Source organism: Mucilaginibacter terrigena (assembly GCF_004168255.1).
Taxonomy (GTDB): domain Bacteria; phylum Bacteroidota; class Bacteroidia; order Sphingobacteriales; family Sphingobacteriaceae; genus Mucilaginibacter; species Mucilaginibacter terrigena.
Genome location: NZ_SEWG01000002.1, coordinates 133,316 through 150,583, shown reverse-complemented (window position 1 = coordinate 150,583; position 17,268 = coordinate 133,316). Strand labels below are relative to the sequence as shown.

General features: G+C 45.2%; 18 protein-coding genes. 6 read left to right on the top strand and 12 right to left on the bottom strand.

The window, feature by feature from the left end; genetic code table 11:
* Window positions 1-89: 89 nt before the first annotated feature.
* From EWM62_RS04545 to EWM62_RS04530, 4 genes are all read right to left on the bottom strand, one after another.
* Window positions 90-461, bottom strand: coding sequence for a response regulator (locus EWM62_RS04545; RefSeq protein WP_129875473.1), 372 nt, complete (start codon window positions 459-461; stop codon window positions 90-92).
* A 230-nt stretch (window positions 462-691) separates the two neighbouring features.
* Window positions 692-1,345 carry a response regulator transcription factor gene (locus EWM62_RS04540; protein WP_129875472.1) on the bottom strand — a complete coding sequence of 218 codons (654 nt, stop codon included), beginning with the start codon at window positions 1,343-1,345 and terminating at the stop codon, window positions 692-694.
* 133 nt (window positions 1,346-1,478) lie between these two features.
* Complete coding sequence (locus EWM62_RS04535; RefSeq protein WP_129875471.1) at window positions 1,479-2,729, bottom strand: DUF2130 domain-containing protein; 1,251 nt, start codon at window positions 2,727-2,729, stop codon at window positions 1,479-1,481.
* Window positions 2,730-2,940: 211 nt separating this feature from the next.
* Entirely contained in the window at window positions 2,941-4,581 is a 1,641-nt protein-coding gene (locus EWM62_RS04530; protein ID WP_129875470.1) for a gliding motility protein RemB, read from the bottom strand.
* A 235-nt stretch (window positions 4,582-4,816) separates the two neighbouring features.
* On the opposite strand from EWM62_RS04530, the gene EWM62_RS04525 reads away from it, so the two are divergent.
* Window positions 4,817-7,837 carry a DUF2723 domain-containing protein gene (locus tag EWM62_RS04525; RefSeq protein ID WP_129875469.1) on the top strand — a complete coding sequence of 1,007 codons (3,021 nt, stop codon included), beginning with the start codon at window positions 4,817-4,819 and terminating at the stop codon, window positions 7,835-7,837.
* Between the two features lie 68 nt (window positions 7,838-7,905).
* Here the strand turns inward: EWM62_RS04525 and EWM62_RS04520 are convergent, their stop codons facing one another.
* From EWM62_RS04520 to EWM62_RS04505, 4 genes are all read right to left on the bottom strand, one after another.
* On the bottom strand, window positions 7,906-8,346 hold the full coding sequence (locus EWM62_RS04520; RefSeq protein WP_129875468.1) for a lipocalin-like domain-containing protein: 441 nt from the start codon (window positions 8,344-8,346) through the stop codon (window positions 7,906-7,908).
* 83 nt (window positions 8,347-8,429) lie between these two features.
* Window positions 8,430-8,891 (bottom strand): DinB family protein, encoded by a 462-nt coding sequence (locus EWM62_RS04515; protein ID WP_129875467.1) that lies wholly within the window; start codon window positions 8,889-8,891, stop codon window positions 8,430-8,432.
* 44 nt (window positions 8,892-8,935) lie between these two features.
* Window positions 8,936-9,427: an isoprenylcysteine carboxyl methyltransferase family protein gene (locus tag EWM62_RS04510; RefSeq protein WP_129875466.1), complete on the bottom strand. Its 492-nt coding sequence runs from the start codon at window positions 9,425-9,427 to the stop codon at window positions 8,936-8,938.
* Window positions 9,428-9,431: 4 nt separating this feature from the next.
* Window positions 9,432-10,490 carry a type III polyketide synthase gene (locus tag EWM62_RS04505; protein ID WP_129875465.1) on the bottom strand — a complete coding sequence of 353 codons (1,059 nt, stop codon included), beginning with the start codon at window positions 10,488-10,490 and terminating at the stop codon, window positions 9,432-9,434.
* A 125-nt stretch (window positions 10,491-10,615) separates the two neighbouring features.
* Between EWM62_RS04505 and EWM62_RS04500 the strand changes: the two genes are divergently transcribed.
* The 3 genes from EWM62_RS04500 to EWM62_RS04490 all read left to right on the top strand — a co-directional run bounded on the left by EWM62_RS04500 (window position 10,616) and on the right by EWM62_RS04490 (window position 12,416).
* Window positions 10,616-11,392 (top strand): DNA-formamidopyrimidine glycosylase family protein, encoded by a 777-nt coding sequence (locus EWM62_RS04500; RefSeq protein WP_129875464.1) that lies wholly within the window; start codon window positions 10,616-10,618, stop codon window positions 11,390-11,392.
* Between the two features lie 225 nt (window positions 11,393-11,617).
* On the top strand, window positions 11,618-12,094 hold the full coding sequence (locus EWM62_RS04495) for a ferritin-like domain-containing protein (protein ID WP_129875463.1): 477 nt from the start codon (window positions 11,618-11,620) through the stop codon (window positions 12,092-12,094).
* A 1-nt stretch (window position 12,095) separates the two neighbouring features.
* Window positions 12,096-12,416, top strand: coding sequence for a hypothetical protein (locus EWM62_RS04490; protein WP_129875462.1), 321 nt, complete (start codon window positions 12,096-12,098; stop codon window positions 12,414-12,416).
* Between the two features lie 616 nt (window positions 12,417-13,032).
* On the opposite strand, the gene EWM62_RS04485 is transcribed toward EWM62_RS04490, so the two are convergent.
* The 3 genes from EWM62_RS04485 to EWM62_RS19210 form a co-directional block, all read right to left on the bottom strand.
* Window positions 13,033-13,710 carry a YoaK family protein gene (locus tag EWM62_RS04485; RefSeq protein ID WP_129875461.1) on the bottom strand — a complete coding sequence of 226 codons (678 nt, stop codon included), beginning with the start codon at window positions 13,708-13,710 and terminating at the stop codon, window positions 13,033-13,035.
* A 152-nt stretch (window positions 13,711-13,862) separates the two neighbouring features.
* The gene (locus tag EWM62_RS04480) at window positions 13,863-14,252 is read right to left on the bottom strand and encodes a hypothetical protein (RefSeq protein ID WP_129875460.1); all 390 of its coding nucleotides are present in this window, start codon (window positions 14,250-14,252) and stop codon (window positions 13,863-13,865) included.
* 39 nt (window positions 14,253-14,291) lie between these two features.
* Window positions 14,292-14,924 (bottom strand): HAD family hydrolase, encoded by a 633-nt coding sequence (locus tag EWM62_RS19210; RefSeq protein WP_162499775.1) that lies wholly within the window; start codon window positions 14,922-14,924, stop codon window positions 14,292-14,294.
* Window positions 14,925-15,133: 209 nt separating this feature from the next.
* On the opposite strand from EWM62_RS19210, the gene EWM62_RS04470 reads away from it, so the two are divergent.
* A complete protein-coding gene (locus EWM62_RS04470) occupies window positions 15,134-16,009 on the top strand; it encodes an AraC family transcriptional regulator (RefSeq protein ID WP_129875459.1) in 876 nt (291 codons plus the stop codon).
* Window positions 16,006-16,449: a DUF983 domain-containing protein gene (locus EWM62_RS04465; RefSeq protein WP_129875458.1), complete on the top strand. Its 444-nt coding sequence runs from the start codon at window positions 16,006-16,008 to the stop codon at window positions 16,447-16,449. Before EWM62_RS04470 ends, EWM62_RS04465 begins: the two co-directional genes overlap by 4 nt.
* Before the next feature lie 425 nt (window positions 16,450-16,874).
* Here EWM62_RS04465 and EWM62_RS04460 read toward each other — a convergent pair whose 3' ends face one another.
* Window positions 16,875-17,231, bottom strand: a complete 357-nt coding sequence (locus tag EWM62_RS04460; RefSeq protein ID WP_129875457.1) for a response regulator — start codon at window positions 17,229-17,231, stop codon at window positions 16,875-16,877.
* Window positions 17,232-17,268 lie beyond the last annotated feature (37 nt).

Below are 17,268 nucleotides of genomic sequence, written 5' to 3'. Positions count from 1 at the left end.
TTCACTAAATTTTGCCGGGCAAAATTTGTCTTTCCAAAAAATATCAGAATTAGTATTAATACTATTTAAAATGGTGTTAAATACGTATTTCATATAACTGTATTTATACAATATTTATTTACCTCGGCTAACAGCGTATTAATATCAAACGGTTTAGCTATAAAACTATCGTAACCGTAGTGGCCTAAAGAGTTTAGCACATTTGTATATGCCGATACCATTATAACAGGCATATGAGCGGTTTTATCGTGATGTTTTAACTGATGGCAAAGCTCGCCGCCGTTTATGCCGGTAAGGATATAATCTATCAGAACTACATCGGGGTTGTATGCAGCAACATCATTTAAAATATCGCTGGTGCACTGTAATGTTTTTACTTCAAAGTTTTCGTATTCAAAAACTTCTTTCATTACATCAAGTACACCGGCATCATCATCTACGATAAGTAAACGTTTATTCATTTGGAGCCGGATTAAATATTATGCTATGCTTTTTCTTTATCCCTGCAGAATTTGGGATCATTCCTAACGAGCGGGTACGGGCATTTTTTAAAATGCCACTTATTAGACTATAAAGGTCAGCATATGAATATCACGCGAAGCCAGTGTAAATACGGTATATTATCGTGTTTGTACGATATATTATCGTATTAGGATAATATAACTCTCTAAAATTAATGCCTGTTGTTAAATTAACCGATGATCCGGTTTAAAACAGCATACCTGATAAGCGCCGCGGTATTGCGGGTACCGGTTTTTTCCACAAGGTTTTGGCGATGGCTTTCAACGGTACGTTTACTGGTAAAAAGCTTGTCGGCAATTTCCTGATTGGTAAACCCCTGCGATACCAGAGACAGCACTTCTATCTCCCGGTTTGACATATCGATATTTGATGCATCGATATTTGAATTATTTACTGCGGAGTGCAATAATTTATCCAGCAGGGTTAAAGCAACCTCGTTACACAAGTATCTTTCGTTTGTAGCAGATACATGCCTGATACCATACACCATTTCGCCCGCGTTAATGCTTTTTAACATATAGCCCGTGGCGCCGGCTTTAAAAGCATGCAGGATGTTATCGATCCCGTCCATACGGGAAAGGATGATCACTTTTATATGGGGATGGTTTTGTTTAACCTGGCTTAATAGTTCGAAACCGGTAACAGGGGCCATGTTAATGGCTGTTATAATAATGTCGGGGCTTTGGCCCTCTTTAAGGAGCTCTAAAACCTTCTCGCCATCGCTTGCTTCGGCAATAACTTCAATATCGTTTTCTTTTTCTAACAGAACTTTAATGCCATTGCGCACGACATTATGACCTTCGGCCAGTATAATTTTAATCATTACAGGAGTACTAAAAACTTAGCGGGGATGATAAAATGACCGGGAAGTATAATGGATGAGTAGCTAATAAAGTACTAACTTACGTATAAAGGCTTACATAAGGGGTATAAATCTTTTTTAATAGTATAAATACTTAATCTAACAGCAAAGTTTCGTCCCCATCGTCGAGGCTTAACTGTATCACATCGTTGCCGGCAATACCTTCTATCGATCCTTTGATGTGGGCGGCGTTCAGTAGTACTTTTTCCAGCTGCTTTTCGCGGGCTTTCCAGAGTTTTTCCATGGCGTCGCGCTCCTTTTGGATGGACAGGCGCATGCTCATGTACCCCTCGCGGATGGCTTTCCATTGCTCGGAAAACTCGCTGCTGGTAAGGTAATCATATAACAGGTGCATTTTATCGCCTTTATTATCCTGCGCTTTGGCCATGTTGGCCAGTTTTATAACCCCATCGCGCAGGATGTATGACACGGCCTTAAGCTCATCAAAACTACAGATCCACACGCCGTCCTTCTCGCCAAAGCAATCCATCCCCTTGGGGTAGCATTGGGTAACTATAACAGCTACATCAACGCCCTGGGCGCGCATATCTTTCTTAAGCTTATCTATCCAGTCGCCGCCAAACGCGCTGGTGCGCTTACTTTCGTAAATAATACGGCCACACGCCTGCCCAAACTGGTTGCGTACGGTTTGCACACAATCCGCCCCGCGAACGCCCTTACCTACCTCGCTGATCAGGTCGAACGGGAAATAGCTGCGCAACTGTTCTTCCAATATCAGCTCCTGCACCTCGCCCTGTAACTGCATCGAGCCTTGCTCGGCCTTGCGTTTCATTTCTTCGGCAAGTTTCTTTTGGTCGTCCAGCTGTTTTTCAAGCTCTTTTACCTTTAGCTGGTATTCGGTATCTTTTATATTGTGCTTTTCGTTTTCCTGCTTGCGGATCTGCTCGCTCAACTCGGCGCGCTGCTCCTGCAATTTGCGCTGCAGGCCAATCTCCATTTCTTCTTCCTTTTGTTTAAGGGATTGCTCGCGCTGTAAAAACTCCAGCTCCTTCTGGCGCGATTCCTTCAGCTTTTCGGCGCTGGCGTTTACAGATTGTTGCAGCATCAGCAACTGGTTCTCAAAGTCGGATGCGATGGATTTGCGCAGGTTCTCTTCCAAAGTAAGCTGTAAAGCCTTCTTTTCGCCGGCAAGGCGTTGTTCAAAGGCCTCCTGCTGTTTTTTTTCGCGGGTTGTAAAATCCGCTTCTTTTTTCTGAAACTCTTCTTCTTTCTGGCGGGTATAATCCTGCATTTTCAGCCTTAGCTGCTGCTTGTATTCCTCGGCCATAACTTCCTCGATAGGGAAACCATGTCCGCAGCTGGGGCACTTAACTTCTGTAGCCATAATATCAAAGATAGGGAAAAAGCCTCTCCCTGCCCTCTCCGAAGGAGAGGGTTCTGAAAAATTTTTGCGTAGCCGCGGGATCTCACAGCGTGGACCCTGCGGATGCCTTACATGCGTGCGGAAAAGCCCCCTCTAAATCTCCCCCGGTAGGGGAGACTTTACTTGGTTCTTTTTTTTAGCCCTCCCTTCCGGGGAGGTTTGGGTGAGTTTCTTAAAAATCGTGATACAAATTCCTGAAGCTGCTTCGTAGCCCAAAGGAGATAATGGCGGCATTTTTTGTACCCAGGTTGTTTGATTCCCGGCGATAAATACCACCCAGTTCAAAACGCAGGTTATACTTGGGGTTCACCATAAACGCTATGGTGCCCTCGGCATAATACAGGTTGGTGCTAATGCCCTGCCCTACGCCGGTTGTGGTAACTGTTGGTATCAGTGGTTTTGTTACGTCCTTACCGTTGTTTTCGCCTGTGGCATCCAGCCCGTATTTGGCATACATCAGCTGACCCTGAAAATCGAAACGGCCGGCCGAATAATTAAGAATGCCGTTCAGTTCCCTGAAGTTGGCACCAAACGGATCGCCCAGGGGCTGACTGAAATAAGTATAAGCGCTGATAGATCTGGTATCGGCATACGTGTATGGCTTAACCGTGTTGTATTCAACCAGGTAATTAAGGTCTTTTACGCCAAAAATATCGGCACCGCGGATACCAACCTGGTAACCGTTGGTAGTGCCTTTGAACGCGTCGGTAGCTTTGATCCTGTCTATCAGTAGCTGGCCATATATGGCCGATTTATCAAATATTTTATACTTGCCGGTAAACCCAACCAGCGCGTTGCCCGGTTGGTTTGAAGGCCCCAGGCCGCTTGCAAAAACAAGCGGGTTAATAAAGTTAACATCAAAACCACGGCGGTTGCCCTGGTCGTCGGCTTCGGGTACTATGTAAGCGTTAAAAAACCCTAAAGACAGGCTGTTGTTTACGTTCCAGTCGAGGTAGTGGAACAGTCCCCATTTGCGGCGGTTGCCGCCAAAACCGTCAAACTTTGGCTCGTTAATATCCTGCATGTAGCTCCACATCATCATGTACTGCACTTTACCCACATTGGCAGTTAAGCGTAAAAACGGGTATGGCGCGGCATAATCTGATAATAATAACGAGCGGTAACCATCACCAATAAAAGTTTTATCCTGCCCTAAAGTGATATTTAACTGTTTTATAGGGGTGTACGACAGGAGGGCTGTGGCGTACGAATAATCGCGGTAGGTTTTACTTGCGGCCCTGTCATATGCCTGGCCGGGTATAAAGCCTATAGATTTTACGTAGTCGGTATAATAATTAGGGAAAGCGGCCTGGTTTTCGTAACCGCTGGTATAGAACGAGAACTTGGTACCTACCGTACCGCCAAACTGAAACCCGCGGGTATTTAACCCTATTTTTGAATTAGGGCCAAAGCCGATGGGCTTAAAGTTTACCTTTTGGTTTGTTTTATCCTGAAAATCGTGACCGAAGGTGTTCTCTAACAATATATCGCCGTAAAAGGTGTATTCTTTGGTTTTGACATCAATTAAATGCTCGTTAAATATTTTACGCAGGAACCAGTTCTTACGGGTGGTATCAACGCCCAGGTTCATCAGTTGATTGTTACGTACGCTTAGGGTGCTGTCTATCAAAAACGGGCGCAGCGCGGTATGCATGCCATTATCCTTTGAGTATACATCGGCATTAAACTTTTGATACAACTGGTACGATTGGGGCAAATAAACAGACTGCGCTTTGGTTACCGCTGCCGATAACAGGATTACGCACAACATTAAAGTTATTTTACCTGCCAGCTTTGTATAGTTGTTTTGCATACGCAACAAAATAAGTGTTATTTATTTAAAATATGAAATCTAAAAAGCCTCTCCCCCCGCCCTCTCCGAAGGAGAGGGAGCCAGGATGCACTTTGTCTTTAAGCCAGCTCCTACACAGAGGGTTTGGGTGAGGCTGTTAATTTCTGTTAAATTTCTCACGGCCTTGTGTAAATATAGCTATCAAGCTACAAAAAATACTGATATTTGCCCCCACTTAATATTACCTATTACAAGGATGCAATACAATAAAATCAATAACCTTTTTGGCTGGCTTTGCTTTGTTATAGCTTCAGCAACCTACATCTTAACGTTAGAGCCATCAGTAAGTTTTTGGGATTGCGGAGAATTTATTTCGTGCGCGTACAGGCTGCAGGTATCGCACCAGCCGGGGTATCCTTTGTTTGCCATGCTTGGCAAAGTATTCTCGCTGCTATCGCTGGGCGATAACACTAAAGTGCCGTACTTTACCAATATGGGGTCGGCCATTGCAAGCGGGGCGGCGGTAATGTTTTTATTCTGGACCATCACCGCCATGGCCAAAAAGATGCTGGCCAATGGCAAACGTAATTTTGGCGATGCGCAAACCACCGTTATTATGGGCGCGGGCCTGGTTGGCGCGCTGGCCTTTACCTTTACCGATACGTTTTGGTTCTCGGCTGTAGAAACCATCGTTTTCGCGCTATCGCAGCTTTGCATATCTATTGTTTTTTGGGCTATTTTAAAGTGGGATGCCCACGCCGATGAGCCCGGTGCCGATAAATGGATCGTTTTTATAGCCTATGTTATGGGGCTATCTATAGGTATCCACCTGCTTAACCTGTTAACTATTCCGGCTATAGCGCTGGTATACTATTTCCGCAGGTACAAAAACATTACTGTAAAAAGCGCCTTTTTGGCTTTCCTGGTTAGCGTTGCCATACTTGGTTTTGTACAATATGGCATAAGGGGCTACACTATTAAATTCGCCGCCTTTTTCGATCTGTTTTTTGTGAACACGCTTGGGCTTGGCTTTGGCAGCGGAGCGCTGTTTTTCTTTGTACTGCTGATAGCCTGTATTGTGGGCGGTATCTTATACAGTATCCGCAAAAATAAGCCAACGCTAAACCTGGCTTTCCTGTGTGTGGCTTTTATTTATTTTGGATATGGGTCGTTCGCTTATATCCCCATCAGGGCAACTGCAAATACCAACCTTAATAACTCGCACCCCGATAACGCCTTTACGCTTTACGGCTACTTAAACCGGATCCAGTATGGCGAAAACCCGCTGATAACCGGGCCATATTTTGATGCGCAGATAACGGATCAGCACGAGGGCAGCACCATTTACCGCAAGGGGCCTACTAAATATGAAATTGCAGGTAAACGGTCGACCTATGACTATGACCATACTACCTTTTTACCGCGCATGTACAGCACCGACCCCAGCGACGTAGAGTTTTACCGCGGCTGGCTGCAGATCCCCGAAGGGCAGGCGCCTACAGCAGTTGATAATATTAAATGGATGGCCAGCTGGCAGGTGTACCAGATGTATTTCCGCTATTTTTTATGGAACTACGTTGGCCGCTATAACGACCAGGACGGCCAGCAAAGCACCGAGAGCATTGACGGTAACTGGACCAGCGGCATCTTCGACGGCGGCAGGCATCTGCCAAAATCTGTGGTGGATAGCCCAACATACACACCTTTATATGCCCTGCCATTAGTATTAGGGTTGATAGGGATGGTTTACCAGATAGACCGCAAAAAGAAAGATGCCCTTATTATTGCCCTGCTTTGGTTTTTTACCGGCCTGGCGGTTGTACTTTATGTAAACCAGCCATCGGTGCAGCCGCGCGAGCGGGATTACTCGTACGTGGGCTCATTCTACGCGTTTGCCATATGGATAGGCCTTGGCGCTATTGCCATTGCCGACCTGATAAGCCGCAAGCTTAATGCCCGCACATCGGCTTACATTGCTACCGGCGTTTGCTTACTGGCCGTACCGGCGCTAATGGCCGTTAAAGAGTGGCCGGGGCACGACCGCTCTACCAAAATGACCGCGCATGATATGGCTTATAACTACCTCATCTCCTGCCCGCCAAATGCCATTTTGTTTACTTATGGCGATAACGACACCTACTCGTTATGGTACGACCAGGAAGTAGAAGGCATCCGCCCTGATGTACGCATCGTGAACCTGAGCCTGTTTAGCGGCGACTGGTACATCCGCCAGATGCAGAAGAAAATGAACCAGTCGGAGCCCCTGCCTATAACCATGCCGTATGATAAGTATAAAGATGGTATACGCGACGTTATTTACTACAACGATGCCAAAATTACCGGCCCTGTTGAGCTGAAAGAGGTTTTTGATTTCCTAACATCGGATGATGCGAGTGTAAAAGCGCAAAGCCAGGGCGGCGAATCTATCAATTACCTGCCTACTAAAAACTTTAAAATAACCGTTAACCCGGCTGATGTATTTAAAAACAAGGTGATCAGCCCCGAACAAAAGGACAAGCTGGCTACCACTGTGGAATGGAAATATACATCAAACTATGTTACTAAGGATAACCTGGCCATGCTGGATATTTTGGCCCATAACAACTGGAAAAGGCCTATTTGTTTTACTACGACTATTGGCAACAGCAACCTTATTGGCCTGCAGCCATACCTGTATAAAGAAGGCTTTACTTACCGCCTGCTGCCTTTAAAGGCCGATACCGCCAACCACGACCAGCTAAGCAAAACCAACAGCCTGGTGATGTACGATAACATGATGAACAAGTTTAAATACGGCAAATTTAAAACAGCCAAATACCTTGACCATGAATCGACCAACATGTTTTACCCGGTGATGTTAACCACCTTTTTAGACCTGGCCCAAAACCTTGTAAAGGAAGGCCATAATGATATGGCGCTTAAACTGCTGCACAAATGCGACGATGAACTGCCCGAAGACCTGTACCCATACATTGATGTTACTGCCCGTAAAATGTTCCTGGCGCAAACGGCTTACCGGTTAGGTGATTTTAAACTGGGCAACAAATTTGTAACCAATATTGATAAGTTTTTGGTTGACCAGTTGGATTACAACTACCATTTGTTAAAAGATGATGTAAACAGCGTAAACGCCCGCGATGTGCAAATTGGCATGCAGGTACTAAACGGCATGGCCGAATACACTAAAACTGCAAACCAAACCGCCTTAAGCAATAAACTGGAGGCGCAGGTAAAAGATTACGCTACTAAGTTTGCGCCGATACTGGGGCAGCCATAAGTAAAGCATACAAAGCAAAAATGCCCTGCACGGTAATTCCGGCAGGGCATTTTTTTTGAGGCAAAATACTATTGCGGGTGAACGTAAAGGATGGTATCGGCAAGGTCGCTGTTGATCATTTTGAGGCGCGTTGCCGAGGATTCAAGTATGGCATCTTTACGCACGCTGCCATCCTGTTTGGTAAACTCCATGGTTTTGCCATCGGCTGATAAAGCCCATTTACCTGGTTTGCTGCCCTGCGCCGAAACCGTCTCATAGGTATGGTCGGCTTTAATGTTTAACCTGATGCTTTGCACCATGCTAACGATCATATCTTTTTGAGCATTGATCTGGTCTTCGGCATCCGGATTTGTTTCTACCGCTTTGGCAATAACCTTTTTTACGGTAGCTTCTACACGCGAATCATCAATTTTCCAGGTACCAACCAGGTCCTTTTCAGATGTTGATACAATGGTAAAAGCGGATAGTATAGCCGTTGCCGCCACTGCTGTAATTAATTTAAATTTCATGCTTTTTAGTTTGTTTGTTTTGGATAGTTTTTAAACTTCTTTGTTACAAACATATCGAATATTTAAATACAATTTCTTTTGAGTTAAGATAAAAAATCTCTCATCTGATGAGGTAACGGATAAGTGCCGGCCATACGCCGCATCAAAACAACTTCGCCCACATGGAAGGATAGGTGGATGGAAAGGTCCTGCACAATTTTTAGCTTTTGGCTGATGCCGGGGGCTTTTTCATCAAACAGTGATAGTTCCATGGCCAGTATTTGCTGCTGACCTTTAAAAACCGCAAGTGCTTTATCTAATTCATCCTGCGTGGCGGGTTGCTGTTCGTTTATCCAGGTTTCCTCCTCGTTCAGTATAATAGCCTTATCGATATTTTTGATCTGCGCAAGCTGGTAACCCTGCCACTTAATTAGATGGTTTAAGATCTGCCAGATGGTTTTTGGAGCGTTAGCCGGAGCGGTGTTTATATCGTTTAACGTAAGGTTATCAAACACTTTAAAAGTATCGAAAGAACCGGCGAATAAGGTTTGGAATTGGTTTGGCATAAATCAATATATAGTACTAAGCTAAATAAATTCGGCCCAAAATATCACATCGCCAAAACCTCATTCTCCTTTTTAATACGCACGGTAAGCATTAGGGCATTCAGGATAGTGAACACCACAGCCGTGTAATATAGGCCGAACGCCAGAGGGATTATGGCTATCTCGCATATAACAATGATGTAGTTAGGGTGCTTAATGTACTTGTAAATGCCCGTTGCAACCGGGCGTGTGCCGGGCACCTTGTAAATTTTGGTATTCCAGTAATGGCCAAGGGTAGATATTACAATTACTTTGACAATTATCAATACAAAAAACAGCACGATAAGCGGGTAGCTCACAATGGTATCATCGCGCCATATATATTCGGCTATTACCGAAATGATGAACGCGGTATGCAGCGTTACAATAAACGGGTAATGCTTTTTCCCATACTCTACCGCGCCGTTTTTAAGCAGCCATTTTTCGTTTTTTGAGGATACGTACAATTCCGCCAGCCGCTGAAAGATAAGGAACAATATAAAAATGATGAAGATCATGCGCTTAGTTTTTCATATTTAACAAAACCATTTCGCTGCTAAAGCCTGGCCCCATGGCCAGCATTAGCCCATAACCATCGGTAAAGCCATGGGTTATAAACCGCTCCAATACGTAAAGCACGGTAACGCTGCTCATATTGCCATTATCGTTCATCACCCCACGGGTGTTTTCTAAAAAGTCGCCCTCAATTTGCAGGGCATCCTCGTAAGCGTCCAGCACTTTTGTGCCGCCGGGATGGAAGATGAAGTTTTTAATATCGCCTAATTGCAGACCCTGCTTCGCCAAAAACTCTTCTATATCCTTGCTGATATTCTGGTGGATAAACGTAGGGATATCTTTAGAAAAAACCACCTTAAAACCATCCTCTCTAAAGTCCCATCCCATCACATCTAAAGAATCGTAATACAGCTTACTGCTGGCTGCTTTTATGTCAAGCCGGTGCCTGCCCAGCTTGTGGTTATCGCCCTTGATGATACAGGCCGCTACCCCATCCGAGAACAAGCTGGACCCTATAAAATTGCTTTTGCTGTAATCGCTTTTGATGAGCGTGAGTGAGCATAGCTCCACTGCAACCAGCAGCACCACGGCATAGGGGTTGGCCTTTGCCGCCAAATTTGCCTTTGCCATGCCTGCAACCCCACCCGCGCAGCCCAGGCCCCAAACAGGCGTACGGTTTATATGCGGGTTCAGCTGCATCTGGTTGATGATCAGCGCATCAATACTGGGTGTTGCCAGCCCGGTGGTAGATACGAATATGATATCGGTAATATCATTTTTGAGGATGCCTGCTTTGGATATAACCTCCTCAATAGCCTGTACCGAGTATTGCAGCGACAGCTTAATATATTCATCATTACGCTGCTTAAAGGTGGTGGTTTCGGCGTAATAGTTTAAGGGCTTTACAAAGTTGCGGGTAACTATCCCGGTGTTATCAAACGCCTGTATCAGCCTGTCCACCTGGGGGAAATTCACCGAGAACATATCCCGGGCCTGCCCCTTCACTTTTTGCTGGTCAACCTTATCCGGTAGGTCTATTTTAGAAACTGCTGCTATATATGGCATTCGTAATTAGTTAAACAAGCTTTTATAACAGATACGTTATAAAAACGGCTTTGGTTGACAACTTTTAATAAAGCCTATTGTTTTATTTATACCGAAGCTTAAATTCGTAAACAAAAAAACACACCATGCCCGAACTACCCGATCTGCAGGTCTTCAGCCTTAACCTTGATAAAAAATTGAGCGGCAAAACCATTAAGCAAATTACCGTACACAAAGCGCCCAAGCTGAATGTGACCCATAAACAATTGCAGGACACCCTGCATGGCCAAAAGCTAAGCTCGGTTTACCGCGATGGCAAAGAACTGTTCTTCAAATTCAGTGAAGGCGATGTGCTGGGCCTGCATCTGATGCTGCATGGCAAGCTGTTTTTGTTTGAGGGGAAGAACAACAACAAATACCCCATTATAGAATTGTTGTTTACAGATGATACCGGCCTTGCGCTGACCGATTTCCAGGGCATTGCCAACCCTACCCTTAACCCCGGGGCCAAAGACGCGCCCGATGCCCTGTCGGCCGATGCTGGCCTGGATTATTTGAAAGGGATCCTGGCTAAAAAGAAAACCAATATCAAAACCATACTGCTCGATCAAAAGATCATCCGTGGTATTGGTAACGCTTATGCCGACGAAATTTTATGGGACGCAGGTATTTCGCCATTTTCGGTAAGTAAAATGATCCCCGAAGGGAAAATAAAAGATCTTGTGACATCTATCCACGATGTATTGAAAAATGCCGAAAAGGAGATCATCAAAGCCAACCCTGATATCATCGCCGGCGAAGTGCGCGATTTTATGCTGATACACAATGCAAAGAAAAAGCACAGCCCCAAAGGCGCCCCTATATTGATTGACGAAAAATCAAGGAAAACGTATTATACCGAAGAGCAGGAGTTGTATAGTTAAGTTCACCCTACTAAACCAGGTTGTCATCCTGTCCAAAGGACTCCTTCGGAGAGCGATAGCGAAGGATCTATTCGCCAACTATGCATGGCGGTTATCATATCGGCGAACAGATGCTTCACTATCGTTCAGCATGACAATTTCTTTTATACACCCTGTATAAATTTTCTACAAACTTAAAACATTTAACTCAATCGCTATGTTTAGCAGAAACAAACATCTACAAACATGGGAACTTTACAGCATATACAACACCAGATCTCGGCCTTAAACGACCTGATCAAGATAAACAACGACCGCGTAGCGGGTTACCAAAAAGCCGTTGAAGGCGCAGAAGATATAGCCTTGAAAACTGTTTTTGAAGGTTATATAGACCAAAGCAAGAGCTACGTTAACGAACTGAACGATTACATTCATCAATTGGGTGGCTCGCCAACAGATGGCACAACCCTATCGGGCAAGTTTTACCATGCCTGGATGGATGTTAAATCGGCCTTCACCAAAAAAGACAGCCACTCGGTACTGTCCGACTGCGAATACGGCGAGGATGTGGCCAAAAGCGCCTACCGCAAAGCGTTGGACGATAAGGAACTGATTTGGGAAGATGAAAAAGTGGTGAGCCTGCTTAACAACCACATGAGCGGTTTAAAAATAGCGCACGATGCCATTAAGGCCCTGCGCGATTCCACCAAAGAAGTAGCTTAACATGGACAGCCCCGATCAGGATTTTTTAAAAGACTATAAGCCCCTGCACGTACCGCATAAGTACGATGCAGGCGCTTCCCTGCAGGATAATGTGGTTTACGCGCTCGCCCAGCTGGAATATGCCACCGCCCCTGAAGTTGCCGCCAAAATGGATGAATTTGAGCCGCAAACAGACAAAGCCACCCATCTGCAGCAAACCCGCAAGGTATTAGAAGGACTGTTTAAAAAAGGACTTATAAAAGGCAACGACGATGCCGAAAGGCAATATAACCTCAGCAAGATCCTCACCCCAAACTCGGGGAAAGCAGATCCGTTGTTTTAGGGAATGGCAATTACAAGCGATAGTGTGGCAATCTCTTTAGGATAGATTGCGAATAAGTGCTCCGTTAGGAATGGCAGTAAATAATATTGGCGTCAGTGGATGTTACTTTCTTTTCTCTCAAAAGAAAGTAACCAAAGAAAAGTCGCAGCTGCGTCCTGTTCTGTGAAAGTTAGTGCTAAGGCAGTTTCAGTGCCACCCGAACATGCCAATGCTGCATTTTGAGCTAACGTTCCGTTTGTCAGGCTCCAAATATAAGCTCATGAAAAAAGAGCGTTGGCCCAAATGTCAGAGTGAGCGGGCCGGGTGTATGGCAGGAATGGCGGTTTAGCTTTTTTCGATGGATTGAAGCGCAGCGAACAATCGAGAAAAAAAGCGTTAAGAACCGGCAGGGCGGGTTGAAGCATCGCTCTGACTTGATCTTTTGCTTCTTTTCTATCAAGAGAAAAGAAGTAGCCTCCGCGGCAATGAGCGGCGGATTACTGTAATGACAAACTAAGCATTAGTAACCCCGATTTGCCGCCCAGTTGGTGTTGTCACCAATTTATTCTTAATTTGCTACCAAGCGGTTGTCCCTATGGGACATGACTTCTATAGGCCACCGGCCCAACTAATCCCCTCACAACAGCACCATTAACAATATCAGCGGTACAAAATAAAACACTCCAAACTCGTATTTATTAAAAAAGAAACCGCCAACCAGGCCGCCTATAAAATAAAAGGCAAGTACGGTAACGCGTACAAATATACGGTTACGTATCTCGCGGTCCTTTTTAGTGCCCAGGTAATAATATTCGGCGACTTCGCTGCCCAGGTCCGTAAATAAACTTGCCAAACTGGTAGATTTGATCAACCCGCCGGATACTATCGATACCAGCCCGGTTTGCAGGCCCATGGCAAATATGGTGCAGCTGATAACTACCTCGCGCTCTATCTTGGTTTCCATATAAAAGTTATGCCCGTAAATGGCAACAAAAAGCAGGATCACAATTTCCAGTATCACCGGGAAGGCGTGCGCCTTGTACTGGTTTTTTTTACCAAACGATTTTACCGTAAAGCTGGACACAAACGCCCCTAAAAAGAAGAGCAGCATCCAAATGCCGAATACAACTATCTCGTAAAAATTCTGGGTAACCAGGTTCTTGGCTAAATTAGCCATATGCCCGCTGATGCTGGATGTAAATGCGAAGAACGACACCAGCCCGGCAACGTTAATAATGCCTGCCGCGAACGCGGTTGATGATGCAAGGCCAAGGTTTTGTTTAAGGGTGCGCTCGTGTTTTGCGTATCGTAACATGTATAATGATCAGGTAATTCTGATACTAAAATGTACAATAAACCTCACACAAGGGTGCAATTACGGCTAACTTAACAATAACTTCATATTGCAAAGCCAAATGTAAATTTGATGTTAAAACAGTGTTATTTCAACATTAAGGAAAGGGTATTTTACGGTGCTGTTGGCGCAACCGGCGTAACCGACATTACGCTATCAACCACAAAATTACTAACCCCGCGCCACGGCAGGGTGTGGATATATTCTTTGTAATGCAGTTCCAGCATGGCGCCGGCGCTATGGTTAAGTTTATCGGCCACCTTTGGGTCCGTTACCGAAAACATAAATTCGTTTGACGAAATATTGCCTTGCGTTTGGCTGCGGATACCGCTTTGGATCAGCCGGCCTTCGTAGGTCTTAAATATGTAGCCTTTTTTTACAAAATAATTCATGGTGCCGGCCTTTGTGCCTTCGCCAAAAACAAAGTAATAGCGGTAATAAAATATACCGCCAAGCACTACTATCAAAACCAGGATTATAATGGGTAAAACGCGACGCTTCATGATGTTGTGATTATATAATAAAGATAACCTAATTGGCGCTTATAAGTTCACAAAATAATTCACCAGCGAAGTAAAATCGTCAAACTTCAGGTCATAATCGTCCGTTTGGCCAAAACCGTAGCTTACAAACACAAACGGCACGCCGGCCAGGCGGCTTTGCTGCCCGTCGCCCTCAGTATCGCCTACATAAACCGGATTTTTAAGTCCGTGCTTATCCATCAGCAGCTTTATGTTATGGTTTTTGGGCATAAAGTTTACGCCATGGGCAAGTTCGTCTTTTATCAGGTCGTCGATCCCCGCCCAATCGATAAACTGGCGGATGATGCCTTTGGCACAATTGCTTAATATAAAAAGCGGGTATTTTTCGGCCAGCAGTTTCAGTCCGTCTATAACACCGTTGTACAAAATGCCACCCTTCTCGCTAATGAGGTTGTGGCGCCTGCCGTTTACCATGTTATAGATCTCCACACGTTTATCGTGGTCAAAATCGGGCATTAAAACCTCAATCACTTTCTTGCCTTCCCAACCCACCATGCCGGCTAAAACATCACGGGTAATGGTTATATCAATCCCCTGCTCGGCAAAAACAACATTCCACGAGTGGGCGTAAGTGTCAACGGCATCCCAAAGGGTGCCATCCATATCAAAAATAAGGCTATCGGGCTTTTGCATGGGGTGAAATTAATAAAGATTATTCATTTGCGATTATTAACCACAAAGAACACAAAGAGAAAATCACAAAGTACACTGAGAAAAGCTTTGTGCGCTCTGTGTTAAACTCCGTGTCCTTTGTGGTTAAATTATATCACAATCAGTAAAAAATACCATAACAACCCGATTAAACACCATTGCCGCAACCAATAGTTAAGTACCTTTGTGGTATGAAAAAAGCGTTCCCGGTTTATGATATCTGCTCCCTGGCTGACCATCAGCACAGCGACCTGCTTATCAGCCGCTTTGCGCCCTATTTACAAAAACACCAAAACCTAAGCCTGCCGCATAAGCACACTTTTTACCATGTGGTATTATTTACCGAAGGGGCGGGTAACCACTCTATAGATTTTACCGGCTTTGCGGTTAAGCCCTACCAAATTTACTTTATGGCGCCGGGGCAGGTGCACCGTTGGAATTTTGAAGGGCCGGTAGATGGTTATATCATCAATTTTTCGGCGGAGTTTTTCCAGTCGTTTTTGCTGCGGCCGGATTATCTGGAAAGCCTGCCCTTTTTTAGCGGTAACGTTGACGACGAAGTAATTAACCTGAAACCCGAGATCCACCAGCAGGTAGTAGCCCTGTTTGAACAACTGATAACCGAAAGCCAACAAACCGGCCGCATGGGCATGGACCTGATCCGTACGCTGATGCTGCAATTGTTTATATTGGTAGCGAGGCAAAGCGCGCACAGCAGCCAAAACACCGCGCCTACCTACAATTATACCCTGCTGCAAAGCTTCAGGAAACTTACGGATAAAAACTTTGCTACATTGCGCCTGCCGAAAGATTATGCCGCGCTGCTGTACATCACACCCAACCATTTAAACGCTTTGTGTAACGATATGCTGGGCATACCGGCGGGCGAGGTGATCCGCAACCGGGTGATACTGGAGGCCAAACGCCTGTTGGTAAACCTTGACCTTAACATTACCGAAATTGCCGGCAAGCTCAACTTTGCCGACAACTCCTACTTTACCAAATTCTTTAAAAAATACACCGGACTTACCCCCGAGGATTTCCGGAAAAACCCCATAGCACAATGACACCGACAGATATTAAACCCGCCAAACCGGTACACGTTTTAGAAGCATTTATAAAAGCCAAATGCCCGCGCTGCCGCCGTGGCGATATTTACAGCACCCCTACATACAGTTTCGGCGGACAAAAAATGCACGAGCGCTGCTCGCATTGCGGCCTCCATTACGAGCGCGAACCGGGATACTGGTACGTGGCCATGTTTGTAAGCTATACGTTTAACGTAGCCGAAATGATAACCTTTGCTGTAGGCCTGCATATTTTAACCGGCTCAAATTCGCCGTGGCTGTATGTTGCGGTGTTGATGGGCGTTATATTATTGCTGTCGCCGTTTAATTACCGGTATTCGAGGGTGGCATTGCTGTACTGGCTAACACCGGGGCTAAATTATGAAGCCTGGAGAACAGAGGACGCCCCCCAGCCCCCTAAAGGGGGAGAAGAAAAATAGTTTGAGCGTTTCCTACGGCCGGGCTTTTCGCTCATACTGCACAGGCGTTAGCCACACGGCCGGTATCCGCTGCAATCCCTAACGCTTTTTTGTCTGAACCCGAATTTTCAGAATTAAAGAATTTTCAGAATATTTTTCTTCGAGCCCGACGAACCTAACGATAACCTATAACTGCGACATAGCGTAACACACGGGTAGCACTGCAACTGATAAAGCACTAACTTACAAAGGGTGTTACCAAGTCGCGACTTTTCTTTGGTTACTTTCTTTTGAGAGAAAAGAAAGTAACATCCACAGGCTAACAATATCATTCACTGCCATTCCTAACGAAGAACTAATTGGCGACTTGTCCTCCGTGCGATTGCCGCGCTATCGCTCGCAATGACATGGTTTTTAATGATATTACCCCATAAAAAAAGCTAACCTTAATGCGTTAGCTTTTCTATTTTCTGTAACAGCACATCCATTTCAAATGGTTTAGCCAAAAAATCATCGGCGCCGGCGGCTAACGCCGATGCTGCTATATCGCGGCTTGCCGATACCATTATTACGGGGATGTTTTGGGTAGCCCTGGTGGCCTTTAACTGGCGGCAAATATCGCGGCCATCTTCGCCGCTCATCCAAATATCAAGCAAAAGCAGGTCGGGCAGTTCGTCCTTCATATCAAGCACAGTAGAGCCGTCGACAGTGGTAGTTACTGTATACCCCTCAAACTGAAGCAGCATTTCTACAGCATCAACAATCCCGGGGTCGTCGTCGGCTATCATTATTTTCTTGGGCATCTGGCTAATATCTATTACAGCATTTTGAGCACAAAAA

What these genes read in the sequence shown, in the direction of transcription:
- EWM62_RS04510 (WP_129875466.1), bottom strand. Translation starts at nt 9,427, where the DNA reads ATGATCTTCATCATTTTTATATTGTTCCTTATCTTTCAGCGGCTGGCG.
- EWM62_RS04460 (WP_129875457.1), bottom strand. Translation starts at nt 17,231, where the DNA reads ATGCCCAAGAAAATAATGATAGCCGACGACGACCCCGGGATTGTTGAT.
- EWM62_RS04500 (WP_129875464.1), top strand. Translation starts at nt 10,616, where the DNA reads ATGCCCGAACTACCCGATCTGCAGGTCTTCAGCCTTAACCTTGATAAA.
- EWM62_RS04470 (WP_129875459.1), top strand. Translation starts at nt 15,134, where the DNA reads ATGAAAAAAGCGTTCCCGGTTTATGATATCTGCTCCCTGGCTGACCAT.
- EWM62_RS04465 (WP_129875458.1), top strand. Translation starts at nt 16,006, where the DNA reads ATGACACCGACAGATATTAAACCCGCCAAACCGGTACACGTTTTAGAA.
- EWM62_RS04525 (WP_129875469.1), top strand. Translation starts at nt 4,817, where the DNA reads ATGCAATACAATAAAATCAATAACCTTTTTGGCTGGCTTTGCTTTGTT.
- EWM62_RS04495 (WP_129875463.1), top strand. Translation starts at nt 11,618, where the DNA reads ATGGGAACTTTACAGCATATACAACACCAGATCTCGGCCTTAAACGAC.
- EWM62_RS04545 (WP_129875473.1), bottom strand. Translation starts at nt 461, where the DNA reads ATGAATAAACGTTTACTTATCGTAGATGATGATGCCGGTGTACTTGAT.
- EWM62_RS04505 (WP_129875465.1), bottom strand. Translation starts at nt 10,490, where the DNA reads ATGCCATATATAGCAGCAGTTTCTAAAATAGACCTACCGGATAAGGTT.
- EWM62_RS04520 (WP_129875468.1), bottom strand. Translation starts at nt 8,346, where the DNA reads ATGAAATTTAAATTAATTACAGCAGTGGCGGCAACGGCTATACTATCC.
- EWM62_RS04535 (WP_129875471.1), bottom strand. Translation starts at nt 2,729, where the DNA reads ATGGCTACAGAAGTTAAGTGCCCCAGCTGCGGACATGGTTTCCCTATC.
- EWM62_RS04490 (WP_129875462.1), top strand. Translation starts at nt 12,096, where the DNA reads ATGGACAGCCCCGATCAGGATTTTTTAAAAGACTATAAGCCCCTGCAC.
- EWM62_RS04485 (WP_129875461.1), bottom strand. Translation starts at nt 13,710, where the DNA reads ATGTTACGATACGCAAAACACGAGCGCACCCTTAAACAAAACCTTGGC.
- EWM62_RS04515 (WP_129875467.1), bottom strand. Translation starts at nt 8,891, where the DNA reads ATGCCAAACCAATTCCAAACCTTATTCGCCGGTTCTTTCGATACTTTT.
- EWM62_RS19210 (WP_162499775.1), bottom strand. Translation starts at nt 14,924, where the DNA reads ATGCAAAAGCCCGATAGCCTTATTTTTGATATGGATGGCACCCTTTGG.
- EWM62_RS04540 (WP_129875472.1), bottom strand. Translation starts at nt 1,345, where the DNA reads ATGATTAAAATTATACTGGCCGAAGGTCATAATGTCGTGCGCAATGGC.
- EWM62_RS04480 (WP_129875460.1), bottom strand. Translation starts at nt 14,252, where the DNA reads ATGAAGCGTCGCGTTTTACCCATTATAATCCTGGTTTTGATAGTAGTG.
- EWM62_RS04530 (WP_129875470.1), bottom strand. Translation starts at nt 4,581, where the DNA reads ATGCAAAACAACTATACAAAGCTGGCAGGTAAAATAACTTTAATGTTG.